General features: G+C 61.9%; 13 protein-coding genes. 6 read left to right on the forward strand and 7 right to left on the reverse strand.

Annotation, left to right across the window (positions count from 1 at the left end; translation table 11 throughout):
• Positions 1-2: 2 nt before the first annotated feature.
• Complete coding sequence (locus LB571_RS27920) at positions 3-746, reverse strand: alanyl-tRNA editing protein (protein WP_140664369.1); 744 nt, start codon at positions 744-746, stop codon at positions 3-5.
• A complete protein-coding gene (locus LB571_RS27925; RefSeq protein WP_140717259.1) occupies positions 746-1,780 on the reverse strand; it encodes a cysteine synthase A in 1,035 nt (344 codons plus the stop codon). Before LB571_RS27925 ends, LB571_RS27920 begins: the two co-directional genes overlap by 1 nt.
• Before the next feature lie 224 nt (positions 1,781-2,004).
• Here LB571_RS27925 and LB571_RS27930 point away from each other — a divergent pair, with 224 nt between their 5' ends.
• Positions 2,005-2,826: an SDR family oxidoreductase gene (locus LB571_RS27930; RefSeq protein ID WP_140619562.1), complete on the forward strand. Its 822-nt coding sequence runs from the start codon at positions 2,005-2,007 to the stop codon at positions 2,824-2,826.
• 91 nt (positions 2,827-2,917) lie between these two features.
• Positions 2,918-3,892, forward strand: coding sequence for an alpha/beta hydrolase (locus tag LB571_RS27935; RefSeq protein ID WP_140619560.1), 975 nt, complete (start codon positions 2,918-2,920; stop codon positions 3,890-3,892).
• Positions 3,893-3,995: 103 nt separating this feature from the next.
• On the opposite strand, the gene LB571_RS27940 is transcribed toward LB571_RS27935, so the two are convergent.
• Entirely contained in the window at positions 3,996-5,417 is a 1,422-nt protein-coding gene (locus LB571_RS27940; protein WP_015317958.1) for a DEAD/DEAH box helicase, read from the reverse strand.
• A 409-nt stretch (positions 5,418-5,826) separates the two neighbouring features.
• Between LB571_RS27940 and LB571_RS27945 the strand changes: the two genes are divergently transcribed.
• Positions 5,827-7,359: an acyl-CoA carboxylase subunit beta gene (locus LB571_RS27945; RefSeq protein ID WP_140619559.1), complete on the forward strand. Its 1,533-nt coding sequence runs from the start codon at positions 5,827-5,829 to the stop codon at positions 7,357-7,359.
• Between the two features lie 33 nt (positions 7,360-7,392).
• On the opposite strand, the gene LB571_RS27950 is transcribed toward LB571_RS27945, so the two are convergent.
• Positions 7,393-8,919, reverse strand: coding sequence for an NAD(P)H-hydrate dehydratase (locus LB571_RS27950; protein ID WP_140619557.1), 1,527 nt, complete (start codon positions 8,917-8,919; stop codon positions 7,393-7,395).
• 357 nt (positions 8,920-9,276) lie between these two features.
• Between LB571_RS27950 and LB571_RS27955 the strand changes: the two genes are divergently transcribed.
• Together LB571_RS27955 and glnA are read left to right on the forward strand one after the other, a co-directional pair.
• Positions 9,277-9,615, forward strand: coding sequence for a P-II family nitrogen regulator (locus LB571_RS27955; RefSeq protein WP_006205430.1), 339 nt, complete (start codon positions 9,277-9,279; stop codon positions 9,613-9,615).
• A gap of 67 nt (positions 9,616-9,682) precedes the next feature.
• Positions 9,683-11,092, forward strand: a complete 1,410-nt coding sequence (gene glnA / locus LB571_RS27960; RefSeq protein ID WP_015317961.1) for a type I glutamate--ammonia ligase — start codon at positions 9,683-9,685, stop codon at positions 11,090-11,092.
• Positions 11,093-11,757: 665 nt separating this feature from the next.
• Here the strand turns inward: glnA and LB571_RS27965 are convergent.
• The gene (locus LB571_RS27965; RefSeq protein WP_015317962.1) at positions 11,758-12,798 is read right to left on the reverse strand and encodes a glutamine synthetase beta-grasp domain-containing protein; all 1,041 of its coding nucleotides are present in this window, start codon (positions 12,796-12,798) and stop codon (positions 11,758-11,760) included.
• 313 nt (positions 12,799-13,111) lie between these two features.
• On the opposite strand from LB571_RS27965, the gene LB571_RS27970 reads away from it, so the two are divergent.
• Complete coding sequence (locus tag LB571_RS27970) at positions 13,112-13,306, forward strand: DUF2735 domain-containing protein (protein ID WP_140619551.1); 195 nt, start codon at positions 13,112-13,114, stop codon at positions 13,304-13,306.
• A gap of 75 nt (positions 13,307-13,381) precedes the next feature.
• Here the strand turns inward: LB571_RS27970 and LB571_RS27975 are convergent, their stop codons facing one another.
• Both LB571_RS27975 and LB571_RS27980 read right to left on the reverse strand, forming a co-directional pair.
• Positions 13,382-15,271 carry an MFS transporter gene (locus LB571_RS27975; RefSeq protein WP_140664349.1) on the reverse strand — a complete coding sequence of 630 codons (1,890 nt, stop codon included), beginning with the start codon at positions 15,269-15,271 and terminating at the stop codon, positions 13,382-13,384.
• 177 nt (positions 15,272-15,448) lie between these two features.
• Positions 15,449-16,240 (reverse strand): ATP12 family chaperone protein, encoded by a 792-nt coding sequence (locus LB571_RS27980; RefSeq protein WP_224599621.1) that lies wholly within the window; start codon positions 16,238-16,240, stop codon positions 15,449-15,451.
• Positions 16,241-16,243 lie beyond the last annotated feature (3 nt).

Raw genomic sequence — 16,243 nt, forward strand, 5'->3', positions numbered from 1 at the left:
GTTCAGTTCGCCGGCATCGGGCCGAAGCGGATGCGGAAGCGCCTGTTCTCCCGGCCCTTCTTTTCGATCTTGCCGATGTGGATTTCGCCGATTTCGCCGGTGCTCCTCACATGGGTGCCGCCGCAGGGCTGGCTGTCCACCGAGGCATTGTCACCGATGCAGACCAGACGGATCTTGCCGGTGCCAACAGGCGGTCGGACGTTCTTGGACTTCACCAAGCCAGGATTCGCGGCCAATTCCTCGTCGCTGATCAGCCTGGTGAAGATGGGATGATCGGCCCGCACCAGATCCATCATGCCGGCGGTCACCTCTTCCTTGGTGAAGCTGGCGTCTGGAATGTCAAAATCGACACGGCTGTCGTCCTCGGAAACCGCCGCCCCGGTGATCGGGAACGGGCAGACAACGGTGAGCAGGTGGCAAGCCGCGTGCATGCGCATCAGCAGATGCCGGCGCTCCCAGTCGATGGCGAGCTTCACCGTCTCGCCCACCTCCGGCAAGGCCTGCTCCGGTGACGGCACATGGATGATCTCGTCCTTGGTCTCGCCAGTGATCGTGGCGGCAATTGCGACGCGGCTGCCGTCGGCACGCTCCAACGTGCCGCTATCGCCCGGCTGGCCGCCGGAAGTGGCATAGAAGATCGTCCGGTCGAGGATGATGCCGCCGCGCTCATTGATGGCGACGACCGTGGCATCCGCCGTGCGGAGATAGGCGTCGTCGCGAAACAGCGCTTCGGTCCGGTGCGCCATCACGTGACCTTCTCGAAGGGCACTGAAATCTTGCTCTGCAATTCCATCCAGCCTGGTACCGGCAGTTGCTTTTCGCGCAGGAATTCGGGGTTGAATAGCTTCGACTGGTAGCGCGTCCCGTAGTCGCAAAGGATCGTCACGATGGTGTGGCCCGGACCCAATTCCGCAGCCAGCCGCATCGCGCCGGCGATGTTGATGCCGGTCGAGCCGCCGACGCACAGGCCTTCCTCCTGGATCAGGTCAAAGACGATCGGCAGCGCGTCCTCATCCCTGATCTGGTAGGAGAAGTCAGGCGTGAAGCCTTCGAGGTTGGCGGTGATGCGCCCCTGCCCGATGCCTTCGGTAATCGAACTGCCTTCTGACTTCAGCTCGCCGCTGGTGTAGAAACTGTAGAGCGCGGCGCCGAGAGGGTCGGCGAGCGCGATCTTGACGTTCTTGCTCTTGGCCTTCAATCCGAGCCCGACACCGGCCAGCGTTCCGCCCGACCCCACCGCCGAGACAAAACCGTCGACCTTGCCGCCGGTCTGGGCCCAGATTTCCTCGGCCGTGGTGCGGATATGGCCATCGCGGTTGGCGACATTGTCGAACTGGTTGGCCCAGATCGCGCCGTTCGGTTCGCTCCTGGCCATCTGCTCCGCCAGCCGTCCCGACAGTTTTACGTAGTTGTTGGGATTCCTGTAAGGCACGGCCGGCACTTCGATCAGCTCGGCGCCGAGCAGCCTGATCGTGTCCTTCTTTTCCTGACTCTGCGTATCCGGAATGACGATGACAGTGCGATAGCCCAGCGCCTTGGCGACGAGCGTCAGCCCGATGCCGGTGTTGCCGGCGGTTCCCTCGACGATGACACCGCCCGGCTGCAACAGGCCGCGTTGTTCGGCATCACGGATGATGAACAGGCCGGCGCGATCCTTAACCGACTGCCCCGGATTCATGAACTCGGCCTTGCCCAGGATCTCGCAGCCGGTTTCTTCGGAAGCCTTATTGAGGCGGATCAGGGGCGTGTTGCCGATCGCGTCGATCACTGAACGGGGCATTCGGGATTCCTTGTATGCGTGCGCCGAAACCCTAGAAACCCAACGCTTCGGTTTCAAGGCAAGAATTCGTCTGGTCCAGTCGCATTTCCGGCGCTGCGGTGTATGGATGTCGCCGGGGACCGGTGGACACCGGACAGTTCATTTGCACCCGGCGTCGAGAAGCACTCTTTTCATTCGATTTCTCCACCGCTAGAGCAAGACATAACAACTCGGCAGGGCGCAGCATGACACTCTATCGGGCCGATCCGAAACACGGCGTAGCCTGGGTCACCGGCGGCAGCAGCGGCATTGGCCGCTCGCTGGCCAGGGATCTGGCGTCACAAGGCTATGCGGTGGCTGTGACAGCGCTGGACGACGATCCGATCGACACGCTCATCGTCGAGACCGCGCAGATGCCGGGCAAGGTCGTGTCCTTTCCCTGCGACGTCACCGACGAGCCGCGCATGGCAAGAACGGTGGCGGCGATCGAGAACGACCTCGGGCCGATCGTGCTCGCCATCTTCAATGCCGGAAATTACATCTCGACACCCGGAGAGTCCCTCGTCGTCAAGGATTTCCGCCGCTCCTTCGAAGTCAACTATTTCGGCATCATCAATGGGCTGGTGCCTGTCGTCGAGCATATGCGGGTGCGCGCGCGTGGGCATGTCGTTCTGGTCGGCTCGGTGACCGCCTATTTCGGCTGGCCGACCACGGCGGCCTATGGCGGTACCAAGGCGGCTATCAACATTCTGGCCGAGTCGCTGAAATATGATTTCGACAAGATGAACATCCGCGTCCAGGTGATTAACCCCGGTTTTGTCGACACGCCATTGACCGAAAAGAACATGCTGCCGATGCCTGGCCTGATGCCGGTCGGCCGCGCGACGCGCCGCATGGTGCGGGGAATCAAATCCGGCGGCTTCGAAGTGACGTTCCCGTACAGAACGAGCTGGCCGTTGAAAATTCTCGGCATGCTGCCAAGGCCGCTATGCCGATGGGTGATCAGCCTGACGACCAGCTGGAAAGCGCGCCCGCTGCATTATGAGCGCAAACCGCCCAACAAATAATGCCCACAGGATTGGTGGCTTGGCCGCCTGAACGGCCGTTGCCTGTTCATGGCCACCACCATAGTTTGAATGTTGTTGCGTGGAGTCTGCGATGGGGCGACGGATCGTGCTTGCTGTGCTGGGCCTGATCGCCGTCCTTGCACTGACCTTCCTACTGGGTCCACGCGTACTCGTCGACACCACGATCCATTTCGATCCTTCCGCCATCGGCGACGACCCACAGGCCTATGTGGCAAAAGTGGAGGCTGCCGTACCCGGTATCCGCGACGGGCTGGAGAAGGAGATCGTCTGGGCCAACCCAATGGTGCACGCAAAGACACCGCTGTCGATCGTCTACATCCACGGCTTTTCCGCATCGAAGGGCGAGATCCGACCCTTGCCCGACGACGTGGCCGACCAGCTCGACGCCAACCTGTTCTACACCCGCCTCACCGGCCACGGGCAGGACGGCGCGGCGATGACGCAAGGCAGCGTCAACGCCTGGATCAACGACTATGAGGAGGCGCTCGCCATCGGCCGGGCAATCGGCGACAAGGTGATCGTCATCTCGACATCGACCGGCGGCGCGCTGGCGGCCTGGGCGGCGACGCAGCCCGGGGCGTCCGAGGGTGTGGCGGCCATTGCATTCATCTCGCCCAATTTCGGCGTGAAAGCATCCGGCGCCGAGATCCTGACCATGCCCTGGGGCAAGCAGATCGCGGAACTCGTCGCCGGCAAGGAACGCAGCTTCGCGCCGCGCAACGCGCTGCATGAGAAATTCTGGACCACCAGATATCCGATCGCCGCGACGATGCCGATGCAGGCGCTGACCGACCTTGCCTATGGCGCGCCGGTGGAGAAGGCGACCATTCCCGCCCTGTTCATCTTCTCGGATATAGACAGGGTCGTGCGACCCGACCGCACGCGTGAGATCGCCGCGCGCTGGGGTGCCGCGCATGAGCTGGTGCCCATCGAAAGCACTGGCGATCCAGACAACCATGTCATTGCCGGCGACGCGCTATCGCCATCCACCACCGCATTCCTGGCGCAACGGATTGCCGTCTGGATCGAAGCGGTGGCGAAGTGAGGTTGGAAGACAAAACGGCGGCTGAAGCAATGTTCAGCCGCCGTTTCATTCGTAGTCGGCACCAGGCAACCGTTAGGAACTGGCCGGTTGCCGCGAGGTTTCGTTAGGCAGCCCGTGCGGCCGGACGCTTGCCGCCGAAGCGGCGCTTGTTGTTGCCCTTGAAGGGTTTTGCACCTTCCGGCTTGCGCTCACCGGCAAAGGCCGGCTTGTCGCCGAAACGCTTCTTGCCGAAGCCGTTGTTCGGCTTCTTCTCGCCGCCCGGCCGCCTGCCGTCGCGACGGCCATTGCGGTCGCGATCGTTGGCAGGTTCGAAGCGCTCGTTTTTTTCCGCAGGATTGCGTGCGGGATCGGGGCTGCCGAGATGGTCGGCAACGATTGGCAGCTTGGTGCGGATGATGCGCTCGACCTGACGCAGCTTGCTGTTCTCCGAAGGATCGCAGAGCGTGATCGCGATGCCATCCATACCGTTGCGGCCGGTGCGGCCGATACGGTGGACATAGCTTTCGGCTTCGTCCGGCAGGTCGAAATTCACGACATGGCTGATGCCGGGCACGTCGATGCCGCGCGCGGCGATGTCGGTCGCGACCAGAATGCGCACCGATCCATCACGGAAATCATTCAGTGCCTTCTGACGGGCATTCTGCGACTTGTTGCCATGAATGACGGCGGCCTTGAAGCCGTCGCGTTCCAGGTCCTTGGTCACCCGGTCCGCGCCATGCTTGGTGCGCGAGAAGATGATGACGGACTTCATCGCTTCGTCGGCGAGCATCGTCGACAGCACCTGGCGCTTCTGCTTGGTGCGGGCGAAGACGACGCCCTGCACGATCTCGGCCGCCGCGGTGCTTTGCGGCGAGACCTCGATGCGGACCGGGTTCTTCAGGAGGCCCTTGGCGAGTTCGGCGATCTCGTCCGGCATGGTGGCCGAGAACAGCGCCGTCTGACGATCGGGCGCGGTCGCCTTGGCGATGCGCTTGACGTCGTTGATGAAGCCCATGTCGAGCATGCGGTCGCCCTCGTCCAGCACCAGCCATTTGGTGTCGGAGAGGATGAGGTCGCCCTCGCGCACCAGGTCGGTCAACCGGCCGGGCGTGGCGATGAGGATATCGACGCCGGGAGCAACCTTCTTCACCTGGCTGAAGCGCGAGACACCGCCCAGCACGAGTGCCGTCGAGACATGCGCGCCCTTGGCGAGGATCTTGATGGTGTCCTCGATTTGCACCGCGAGTTCGCGGGTCGGCGCCAGGATGAGCGCGCGGGTCGTCTTGGCGCGCCGCTTGGTGCCGAGTGCGATGATCTTCGACAGGATCGGCAGCGCGAAGGCAGCGGTCTTGCCGGAGCCGGTCTGGGCGATGCCGAAAATGTCACGGCCTTCCAGCTGCGGCGGGATCGCCTGCATCTGGATCGGCTTCGGTTCGGCGAAGCCGGCATTGTGGGTGGCCTTGAGCAGCGCACCGGTAATTCCCAGCGCCGCGAAACCGGAGAGTTCCGCGGTGTCGTTGCCGGGCAATGTGTTTTCGTTGGTCAAAATAATCTTCTTTCACGCGGCCTCTGGCCGCAAACGTCAATGGCGGCAGGGCGCAACCTGCCGTCGAAAATTTTATATGAAACGACAAGGCGGGCGGACGCGTGCGTCCACTCGGCTGCGCTGTCGTGCCCGCAGGCATCATGCCACGGGGCTTTTTCGCCACTTTGTGATGTATCGGAAGAGGGCCGATATACCGGAAAGAGGGAAAACAGACGCAACCAGTCTCATTTGTCGAGAAGGCCGGAATCTCCCGGCCCAAGCGCCTATGGGCTGCATATGGCTGAGTTCGGCCTGGAATGCAAGGGGCGCAATGTTGCGGTGCAGCAAAAACCAGCCAAAAAGCCGACGCTTGCACTCCCCGACCGGCATCATTACCACAAACGCAGCTTCCGATTTTGGGGATCGAACGATGAAGGACGTGCTGAAGGAACTCGAGCGGCGGCGCGACATCGCCCGCATGGGTGGTGGCCAGGCCCGTATCGATGCGCAGCACAAGAAGGGCAAGCTCACCGCGCGCGAACGCATCGAAGTGTTTCTCGACGAAGGCTCGTTCGAGGAATTCGACATGTATGTCGAGCACCGCTCGACCGATTTCGGCATGGAGAAGACAAAGATCGCCGGCGATGGCGTCGTCACCGGCTGGGGCACGGTCAATGGCCGTCCCGTTTACCTCTTCGCCAAGGATTTCACCGTGTTCGGCGGTTCGCTGTCGGAAGCCCATGCCGAGAAGGTCATCAAGGTGCAGGAGATGGCGCTGCGCAACCGTGCGCCAATCATCGGCCTCTACGATGCCGGCGGGGCGCGTATCCAGGAGGGCGTGGCAGCCCTCGGCGGCTATGCCGAGATCTTTCAGCGCAACGTGCTTGCGTCCGGCGTCATTCCGCAGATTTCGGTCATCATGGGCCCATGCGCCGGCGGTGACGTCTATTCGCCCGCCATGACCGACTTCATCTTCATGGTGCGCGACACCTCCTACATGTTCGTCACCGGACCGGACGTGGTGAAGACCGTAACCAATGAGACGGTGACCGCCGAGAGCCTCGGCGGCGCGTCGGTGCACACGACGAAGTCCTCGATCGCCGACGGCGCCTATGACAATGACGTCGAGGCGCTCCTGCAGATGCGGCGGCTGATCGACCTGTTGCCAGCTTCCAACACGTCGGAGATCCCCGAGATCGAATGCTTCCAGTCGGTCACCGACCATGACATGTCGCTCGACCGGCTGATCCCCGACAACGCCAACAAGCCTTACGACATCAAGGAATTGATCCTGAAGGTCGCCGACGAAGGTGACTTCTTCGAGATCCAGCAGAGTTTTGCCAAGAACATCGTCACCGGTTTCGGCCGGGTCGAAGGCCGTACCGTTGGCTTTGTCGCCAACCAGCCGATGGTGCTGGCCGGCGTGCTCGATTCCGACGCCAGCCGCAAGGCGGCGCGCTTCGTGCGCTTCTGCGACTGTTTTTCTATTCCCATCGTTACCTTTGTCGATGTTCCAGGCTTTTTGCCGGGCACGGCGCAGGAATATGGCGGGCTGATCAAGCACGGCGCCAAGCTGCTTTTCGCCTATGCCGAGGCGACCGTGCCGAAGATCACCGTGATCACCCGCAAGGCCTATGGCGGCGCCTATGATGTGATGGCGTCAAAACATCTGCGCGGCGACATGAACTATGCCTGGCCGACGGCGCAGATCGCCGTCATGGGGGCGAGAGGCGCGGTCGAGATCATCTACCGCAAGGACATCGGCGATGCCGAAAAGATCGCGGCTCATACAAAGGCTTACGAGGACCGCTTCCTGTCGCCTTTCGTGGCCGCCGAGCGCGGCTATGTCGACGAGGTGATCATGCCGCATTCGACCCGCCGCCGCATGGCCCGGGCGCTTCGCATGCTGCGCAACAAGGATATGCAGAACCCCTGGAAGAAGCACGACAACATCCCACTGTGAACGGTGTCGAGGTCATCGCTCAAGTGCGGTTGATCAGCGCCCTCCTCTGGCAGCCACCAGTTCGCGCAGCACCGGCACCATCGCCAGCGGCAAATCCTCGGCGATCAACCCCGGCCCGAACCGACTGCCGGCCTCGGCATGGATCCAGACCGCCGCGCAGGCCGCTTCGAAAGCCGGCATGCCTTGGGCAAGCAGGCCGGCCGTGATGCCGGACAACACATCGCCCGATCCTGCGGTGGCAAGCCAGGCCACGCCGTTGGAATTGATCGCCGCTCTGCCATCGGGAGCGGCGATCACCGTGTCGGCGCCCTTGTAGACGATGACGGCATTGGCGCGCGCGGCCGCCACGCGTGCCTTGTCCAGCTTGGACGAGACATTGTCATCGGCGATGTCCGCGAACAGCCTGGCGAACTCGCCTTCGTGCGGTGTCATCACCAGCGCGGGCGCGTCCGGCCTGCGGGCGGCTTCGAACAAGACATCCGGCGCCTCACGAAACGAGGTGATCGCGTCGGCGTCGAAGACCAGGCCGTCAATTCCGGTGGACGCGGCCGGCTTGCCCGACGCGAGTAGCGCAAGTGCGAACGCCCGGGTTTTTTCGCCGATGCCAAAGCCGGGCCCGAGAACGAAGGCCGATGGCCGGCGCTCCCCGACGAATGCTTCTATGTCGGCAGCTTCGTCGGCCTTGCGCAGCATGATCGAGGTCAGGTGCGCGGCATTGACCTGCATGGCGTTGCCCGGCGACAGAACCGTCACCGCCCCTGCCCCGCTTCGGGCAGCGGCAAGGGCTGAGAGCCGCGCCGCGCCAGTGGCGCTCGGCCCGCCGGAAAAGACGCCGACATGACCGCGCTTGTATTTGTGGGCATCGATTGCCGGCACCGGTAAATCGCGCAACCAAAGCGCTGGACCGTTCTCGAACGTGCGGGGCTGCAGCCTTGCGATGATCTCCGCCACTATGCCGATATCGGCAAGCACGATCTCGCCGCATCTTTCCCGGCCCGGCAGCAGCAGATGGCCGGGTTTCTTGCGCGCGAAGGTCACTGTGAGGTCTGCTGAAAACGACGTTCCGAGCACTTTGCCGCTGTCACCGGAAATGCCGGAAGGCAGGTCGACGGCGACAACCCGCAAATGCAGCTTGGCGGCCAGATCGACCGCCCTGGCGGCGTCGCCGGACAGCGGCTTGGACAGCCCTGCCCCATAAAGCGCATCGACCACGATCGAGCGGGGACCGGGATCAAAGTCCGATAGCGGTCGGGGCTTGATGGGGCATTCCGCGGCGGCGACTGCCGCGTCGCTACCCGGCCTCGGCGGGCCAGACGTCCAGACCGTGGTGGCGACACCGCTGCCGGCCAGAATGCGAGCGACGACATAACCGTCGCCGCCATTGTTGCCCGGGCCGCATAACACATGGACATGCGCTGCCGAGGGATAGCGGCTGAGCACTTCGGTCGCGACGGCCTGCCCGGCACGGCGCATCAATCCAACGCCGTCGGTTGGACCTGCTGCAATTGTCAGCCGATCCGCCTCGCCCATCTCGGCGGAGGTAAGAAGTTCGTGGCTCATGGATTGCCGATCCGCATTCGATCAAGCATTGTCCAGTTTTCGGCTCGACGCAAACGGGGAGGAGTTGGCGCTGTCATGAGCACGTCGATCGGCGCGAGGATTGCAGGCACCGATCTGCCCGCAAGATGAGCAATTTGCCCGAATATTGGGCAGACATGCACAGTCGTGCCGGGTAGGCTGCAGCCATCTATGCCGCTTCCGATGCAGCGAATGACGCGAATTTGCATATGGGGGTGACATGACTTTGAAATCGTATGACACCGCTTCTGTTCCCTTCGACTGGCACAGTTCGTGCTTGATTGAGGCGCAAGCGGGGGCTCACAACCCGTTTTTTTGGCAGTGGAGGCCACTTTTTACATGAAAAAGATCGAAGCGATCATCAAGCCATTCAAGCTGGACGAAGTGAAGGAAGCGCTTCAGGAGGCCGGACTGCAAGGCATTACCGTGACCGAGGCCAAAGGCTTCGGCCGCCAGAAGGGTCATACCGAACTCTACCGCGGCGCCGAATATGTCGTCGACTTCCTGCCCAAGGTGAAAATCGAGGTCGTGCTCGGCGACGATGCCGTGGAAGGCGCGATCGAGGCTATCCGCAAGGCGGCCCAGACCGGCCGCATCGGCGACGGCAAGATCTTCGTCTCCAACATCGAGGAAGTGGTGCGCATCCGCACCGGCGAAACCGGAATGGACGCGGTTTGATCCGAGCCGGCCATCCTCTAAGAAACGTCATCCATCAAAAAACGTCAGCACACAGGGATTACATGACATGACGACAGCCAAAGACATCATGAAGCAGATCAAGGACAACGACGTGAAATTCGTCGACCTGCGCTTCACCGACCCGAAGGGCAAGCTGCAGCACGTCACCATGGATGTCGTCGAGGTCGAGGAAGACATGTTCGCCGACGGTGTCATGTTCGACGGCTCCTCGATCGCCGGCTGGAAGGCCATCAACGAGTCCGACATGGTGCTGATGCCCGATCCGGACACCGTCCACATGGATCCGTTCTTCGCGCAGTCGACCATGGTCATCCTGTGCGACATTCTCGATCCGGTCTCGGGCGAATCCTACAACCGCGACCCGCGCGGCACCGCCAAGAAGGCCGAGGCCTACATGAAGTCGGAAGGCATCGGCGACACCATCTATGTCGGCCCGGAAGCCGAGTTCTTCGTGTTCGACGACGTGAAATACAAGGCCGATCCGTATAACACCGGCTTCAAGCTCGATTCGACGGAACTGCCGTCGAACGACGACACCGATTACGAGACCGGCAACCTCGGCCACCGCCCGCGCATCAAGGGCGGCTATTTCCCGGTGCCGCCGATCGATTCGGCGCAGGACATGCGCTCCGAAATGCTGACCGTACTCGCCGAAATGGGCGTGCGCGTCGAAAAGCACCACCACGAGGTGGCAGCCGCCCAGCACGAGCTCGGCATCAAGTTCGACACGCTTGTCCGCAACGCCGACAAGATGCTGATCTACAAGTACGTCGTGCACCAGGTCGCCAATGCCTATGGCAAGACGGCCACCTTCATGCCGAAGCCGATCTTCGGCGATAACGGCTCGGGCATGCACGTTCACCAGTCGATCTGGAAAGGCGGCAAGCCGACTTTCGCCGGCAATGAATATGCCGGTCTTTCGGAGAGCTGCCTGTTCTACATCGGCGGCATCATCAAGCATGCCAAGGCGATCAACGCCTTCACCAACCCGCTGACCAACTCCTACAAGCGCCTGGTGCCGGGCTACGAGGCGCCGGTGCTGCTTGCCTATTCGGCGCGCAACCGTTCGGCTTCCTGCCGCATCCCGTTCGGCAGCTCACCAAAGGCCAAGCGCGTCGAAGTCCGCTTCCCCGATCCGGGCGCGAACCCCTACCTCGCTTTCGCCGCCATGCTGATGGCAGGTCTCGACGGCATCAAGAACAAGATCCATCCGGGACAGCCGATGGACAAGGATCTCTACGACCTGCCGCCGAAGGAACTGAAGAAGATCCCGACCGTCTGCGGTTCGCTGCGCGAAGCGCTCCAGAGCCTCGACAAGGACCGCGGCTTCCTGAAGGCCGGCGGCGTCTTCGACGACGACCAGATCGACAGCTATATCGAGCTCAAGATGGCCGAAGTGATGCGCTTCGAAATGACTCCGCATCCGGTCGAGTACGACATGTACTATTCGGTCTAGGATTCCGCTCGAATAATGTTTTAAGGCCCTTGAAGGCTTTCCCCCTTCAAGGGCTTTTTGCTGATCCAAAGGCTCATCGATGGATTGCGTGCGGCCAGCCACACAACGATGGTCAACTTGCTTTTTTGGGGGACGCAATCAATCGCCAGGAGCGAGCGGCACACTGCCTCAGGCTGCAATGCCCGCTCGTCCGGCGCCCCCGCCAATGCCGTCGTTCACGAAACCCCCGCCCCGTTCGAACAGCATCGCTTGGCGTAACCCCAAGGCCACGAATACGCATGCCGCGGCGTAGCCTGTCAACGCCGCCACACGGAGGCATAAATCGCCGATTTCAATGTATGAACAGTGGCTTATATAAAGGACCGCCGCGTACGAACCGAGCTGAAACAGGCTGTTTTCCGGGCTTTTTCAATGAAAACTTGGAACCGCACGAGACGAGTAGCGGCAAGGAGCGTCAGCCAAAGCCGCTCGTTTCGGTGAAACCGCTCGTTGTTTTTCAACCTGACTTTTTTTGGGGGAATTCGCCGCTCCGGGGCAGTCGGTGACGACGCTGACCGCGCGTGGCGTCATGTCGGGTCGGTAAAAAGAAAGGCCCGGGCGCTTCCGCCCGGGCCTTTATTGCAAGAACATCCATCTGCCGCGCATTGAAGCGCCCGCAAAACGGATCAGGCGGCGGCCGAAATCTCTGCGCTCGCCGGCACCGAAGCGATCGTCTTCAGGATCTGCGAGGCGATCTGGTAGGGGTCGCCCTGCGAGTTCGGACGGCGGTCTTCCAGATAGCCCTTGTAATCGTTCTTGACGAACGAATGCGGGACGCGGATCGAGGCGCCGCGATCGGCGATGCCGTAGCTGAACCTGTTCCACGGCGCGGTCTCGTGCTTGCCGGTCAGACGTTTGTCGTTGTCCGGGCCGTAGACGGCGATGTGGTCCATCAGGTTCTTGTCGAAAGCCGCCATCAGCGCTTCGAAATAGGCCTTGCCGCCGACTTCACGCATATAGGTGGTCGAGAAATTGGCATGCATGCCCGAGCCGTTCCAGTCGGTGTCGCCGAGGGGCTTGCAGTGGTATTCGATGTCGATGCCGTACTTTTCGGTCAAGCGCTGCATCAGATAGCGGGCCATCCACATCTGGTCGGCGGCCTTTTTGGAACCCTTGCCGAATATCTGGAATTCCCACTGCCCCTTCGCCACTTCGGCGTTGATGCCTTCATGGTTGATGCCGGCCGCGAGGCAGAGATCAAGATGTTCCTCGACGATCTGGCGCGCAACGGAGCCGACATTCGAGTAGCCGACGCCGGTATAGTACGGCCCCTGTGGTGCGGGATAGCCGCTCTCGGGGAAGCCGAGCGGACGGCCGTCCTTGTAGAAGAAATATTCCTGCTCGAAGCCGAACCAGGCGCCTTCGTCGTCGAGGATGGTGGCGCGCTTGTTGGATGCATGCGGCGTAACACCGTCGGGCATCATGACTTCGCACATGACGAGCACGCCGTTGGTGCGGGCCGGATCGGGATAGACCGCGACCGGCTTCAGCACGCAATCGGAGCTGTGGCCCTCGGCCTGCTGCGTCGAGGATCCGTCGAAACCCCACAGCGGCAGTTGCTCGAGCGTCGGGAACTCAGCGAATTCCTTGATCTGCGTCTTGCCGCGAAGATTCGGGACCGGGGTGTATCCATCGAGCCAGATATACTCGAGCTTGTATTTGGTCATTCTAGAGCCTCTCGTTGCTTGGACACCGCAAGCAGGCGGATGTCGATGCATGGCCGAAACAGGCCGGCCTGCCGATGGATAAAAAGCAATTCGTGTGCCACTCGGCTCTCGCAGGGTGCGGCAAAATGATCGTGCCCAGGCGATTATTTTAATGAGCCGCCTCAGCAATGCTTGCGGATGATCCAGGCAGCAATATTGCTTAAATCATAGGCAAATCATGATCTTTTCATAGGCATATTGCCTAAATGAATCGCAGGACCTATTTTGGTGAAAGCTGAATCAACGAGCGCCTGAAAAAGCGGGGACACCGGCAATGCAAGTCACGCAATCGCGTCCGTCGGCGAAAATCCTGATGTTCCCGCTGGCAGCGCGCAGGACTGCCTTAAATTTAGGCGCCAAGGCCAAATTCGCGGCAGAGCTTGCCGCGCTTCGCGGCGAGCACGCCGATTTCGATGGCTGGTATCACGAGGCCGCCGTCGAGGAAGAAGACCCGCGGCGGAAGGGCTGAACCCTTCCACGTCGATCTTGAATAAAAAAGCCCGGCGCGATCGCTCGCGCCGGGCTTTTCGTTCTGGCCTACCGACTATTCCTTGGCGTGCAGGTCGGTGCCGAGCGTGTCCTTGACGAAGATCATGCCGATGATCAGGGTCATCGCCGCGATGACCACCGGATACCAAAGGCCGTAGTAGATGTCGCCCTTGTAGGCGCTGAGCGCGAACACCGTCGCCGGCAGCAGGCCGCCGAACCAGCCATTGCCGATGTGGTAGGGCAATGACATGCCCGTGTACCGAATGCGAGTCGGGAACATCTCGACAAGGATCGCCGCGATCGGCCCATAGACCATGGTCACGAACAGGACCAGGATGAACAGGATGCCGATCGTCATCGGCCAGTTAACCGCCGCCGGATCGGCGAACATGGCAAAGGCACCGCCGCCCGGTATGTTGTAGACGGTGACCTCGGGGGCGCCCGCTGCCTCATCGGCGGTCAAGAGCTTGTCCTTAACCGCCTGGTCGGTCGGCACCGCTGCCTTTTCACCGCCGCGGATGGCGGCCGCGTCGAGCTTAAGTTCAGGATTGGCTGCGATGAAGGCATCGAGTTTCTGGTCCGCGACCTTGATCGGCGCTCGCTTCAGCGGATAGCCGCCGTCCTGCAAGGACATGTTGACTGCCTTGACGAAGGCGGCGTCCTTAGCCTTGGCCTGATCGCCGGCGGCGACCGCATCGTAGGACGCCACTGTCTCTGTACCGATCTTGACTGACGCAGGCGTCCCGGCCGCAGCCGTCGACACCACTTCATAGGGAACCGAGTTCTTGGTCAGGAACGAAGTCGCGATGTCGCAGGACGTCGTGAACTTCGCCGTGCCGACCGGATTGAACTGGAACTTGCAGTCGCCGGGAGCTGCCGTCACCGTTGCCCGAGTGCTCTGCTGAGCCTTGGCGAGCGCCGGATTAGCGGCCCAGGTCAACGCCTTGAACAGCGGGAAGGTACAGACAATGGCCAGCGCAAGGCCAGCCATGATGATCGGCTTGCGGCCGATCTTGTCGGAGAGCCAGCCGAAGACGACGAAGAAGATCGAGCCGATAGCCAGCGCGATGGCGATCATGATGTTGACCGACTGCGCGTCGACCTTCAGCACATTCTGCAGGAAGAACAGCGCGTAGAACTGGCCGTTGTACCAAACCACGGCCTGACCGGCTGTGAGGCCGAGCAGCGCCAGGAGCGCGATCTTGGCGTTCTTCCACTGACCAAAGGCTTCCGAGAGCGGCGCCTTTGAGCCCTTGCCTTCGTCCTTCATCTTCTGGAAGGTCGGAGACTCCGAGAGTGACAACCGGATCCAGATCGAAACGGCGAGCAGCAGGAAAGAGACGATGAACGGAATGCGCCAGCCCCAGGCGGCGTAGGTCTCCTTGCTCAGCGATCCCTGCACGATCAGGATGACGATCAGCGACAGGAACAGGCCGAGCGTCGCGGTCGTCTGGATCCACGAGGTGTAGAAGCCACGGCGGTCATCGGGTGCATGTTCGGCGACATAGGTCGCCGCGCCGCCATATTCGCCGCCCAGCGCCAAACCCTGCAGCATGCGCAGGACGATAAGGATCACCGGAGCCGCGATGCCCAAGGTTGCATAGCCGGGCAGCAGACCGACCAGGAAGGTCGACAGGCCCATGATCGTCATTGTGACCAGGAACGTGTATTTGCGGCCGACGAGGTCGCCGATGCGACCGAACAGCAGCGCGCCGAACGGGCGAACCAGGAAGCCTGCGGCAAAGGCCAGCAGCGCGAAGATGTTGCGCGTTGCCTCGGGAATGGTCGGACTGAAAAAGGTCGAGCCGATGAAAGCCGCCAGTGAGCCGTAGAGATAGAAATCGTACCATTCGAAAACAGTGCCGAGCGAGGAAGCGAAGATGACTTTCTTCTCCTCCCGCGTCATGCCGCGGCTCGTTCCGCCGGCGGTCGATGCCATTGCCATAGAGCTATCCTCCCGTGAGACCTCGATGCTGCGCGCCGACGTCCGCGTTCTCCTCCGAACGCGGACTCAAAGACGCAGCCAACACAGGAAAAATGGCAGAAAGGGCGGGGAAAGGGCACCGCGACGATGGGATTATGACTTTCGTATTAGGTGCAGTGCGAAGGCGGAGCGAAGCCCTCAGGCCCGCAGCGCTTCGAGCAAGCTGACGGCGGCCATCATGTCCCGTTTGCGAGCGGCGCGGCGCGCGACGGCTTCGGCGTCCTGTCCCCACTGTGCGATCTGCCAGTCCTCATCGACATGGCCGGCGGCCCAGGCCTCCTCGCCGTCGAGCTCGCCGAAATCGACCGCCAACGCCAGCAATGCCGAGCCGGTCAACGATGTCATGACATGGATGGCGGCAAGGCGCAGCGGTTCGGCGCGTTGCGCCAGATGGCTGCCCAGCACGGCAATGGTTTCGCGTGGCTGCTCGACATGGATGATGCCCTCGGCAAGGTTGAAACGGGTCCCAAGTGCTGCGCGAGCCCAGTCGATGACGGGATCCCACCGCTCGTTCTGCCGCTCGACCAGCCCTTGCGGGGCATCGGCGCGATAACAGAGCAGATCCGACGAGGCAAAACGCAGAATGTCTTCCAGCACCGCCTGCGGATCGCTGGCCACGCCATCGATGGCGGTGTTGACCAGCCGCATCACCGGCATCGTCATCGGATTGATCGTCTCGCCCTGTTCCGCGAACTCGCCGGCAACCAGCGTCGCGGCCGCCTCGGTCGGCAGCGCCAGCATTGCCTTGCCCGGCGTGCGCACCGGCTTGCCGTCGAGATGGACGGCAAAGCCACCTTCCGCCGACGCGACCGAGACCTCCTTATAGAAGCGCTTGGGCAGCGGCGTCTTCATCTGAATCTGGGCGCGACGCACCGGATCCGGATCGGAAAGATACTTGCCCGCTTCGAGGTCGTTGAGGATATCACGCATGAA

This window comes from Mesorhizobium sp. BR1-1-4 (genome assembly GCF_020165375.1).
Lineage (GTDB): Bacteria > Pseudomonadota > Alphaproteobacteria > Rhizobiales > Rhizobiaceae > Mesorhizobium > Mesorhizobium australicum.

Coding starts and splice junctions, on each gene's coding strand:
- LB571_RS27980 (WP_224599621.1), bottom strand. CDS start 16,240: ATGCGTGATATCCTCAACGACCTCGAAGCGGGCAAGTATCTTTCCGAT.
- LB571_RS27930 (WP_140619562.1), top strand. CDS start 2,005: ATGACACTCTATCGGGCCGATCCGAAACACGGCGTAGCCTGGGTCACC.
- LB571_RS27970 (WP_140619551.1), top strand. CDS start 13,112: ATGCAAGTCACGCAATCGCGTCCGTCGGCGAAAATCCTGATGTTCCCG.
- LB571_RS27935 (WP_140619560.1), top strand. CDS start 2,918: ATGGGGCGACGGATCGTGCTTGCTGTGCTGGGCCTGATCGCCGTCCTT.
- LB571_RS27945 (WP_140619559.1), top strand. CDS start 5,827: ATGAAGGACGTGCTGAAGGAACTCGAGCGGCGGCGCGACATCGCCCGC.
- glnA (WP_015317961.1), top strand. CDS start 9,683: ATGACGACAGCCAAAGACATCATGAAGCAGATCAAGGACAACGACGTG.
- LB571_RS27920 (WP_140664369.1), bottom strand. CDS start 746: ATGGCGCACCGGACCGAAGCGCTGTTTCGCGACGACGCCTATCTCCGC.
- LB571_RS27955 (WP_006205430.1), top strand. CDS start 9,277: ATGAAAAAGATCGAAGCGATCATCAAGCCATTCAAGCTGGACGAAGTG.
- LB571_RS27975 (WP_140664349.1), bottom strand. CDS start 15,271: ATGGCAATGGCATCGACCGCCGGCGGAACGAGCCGCGGCATGACGCGG.
- LB571_RS27965 (WP_015317962.1), bottom strand. CDS start 12,798: ATGACCAAATACAAGCTCGAGTATATCTGGCTCGATGGATACACCCCG.
- LB571_RS27950 (WP_140619557.1), bottom strand. CDS start 8,919: ATGAGCCACGAACTTCTTACCTCCGCCGAGATGGGCGAGGCGGATCGG.
- LB571_RS27925 (WP_140717259.1), bottom strand. CDS start 1,780: ATGCCCCGTTCAGTGATCGACGCGATCGGCAACACGCCCCTGATCCGC.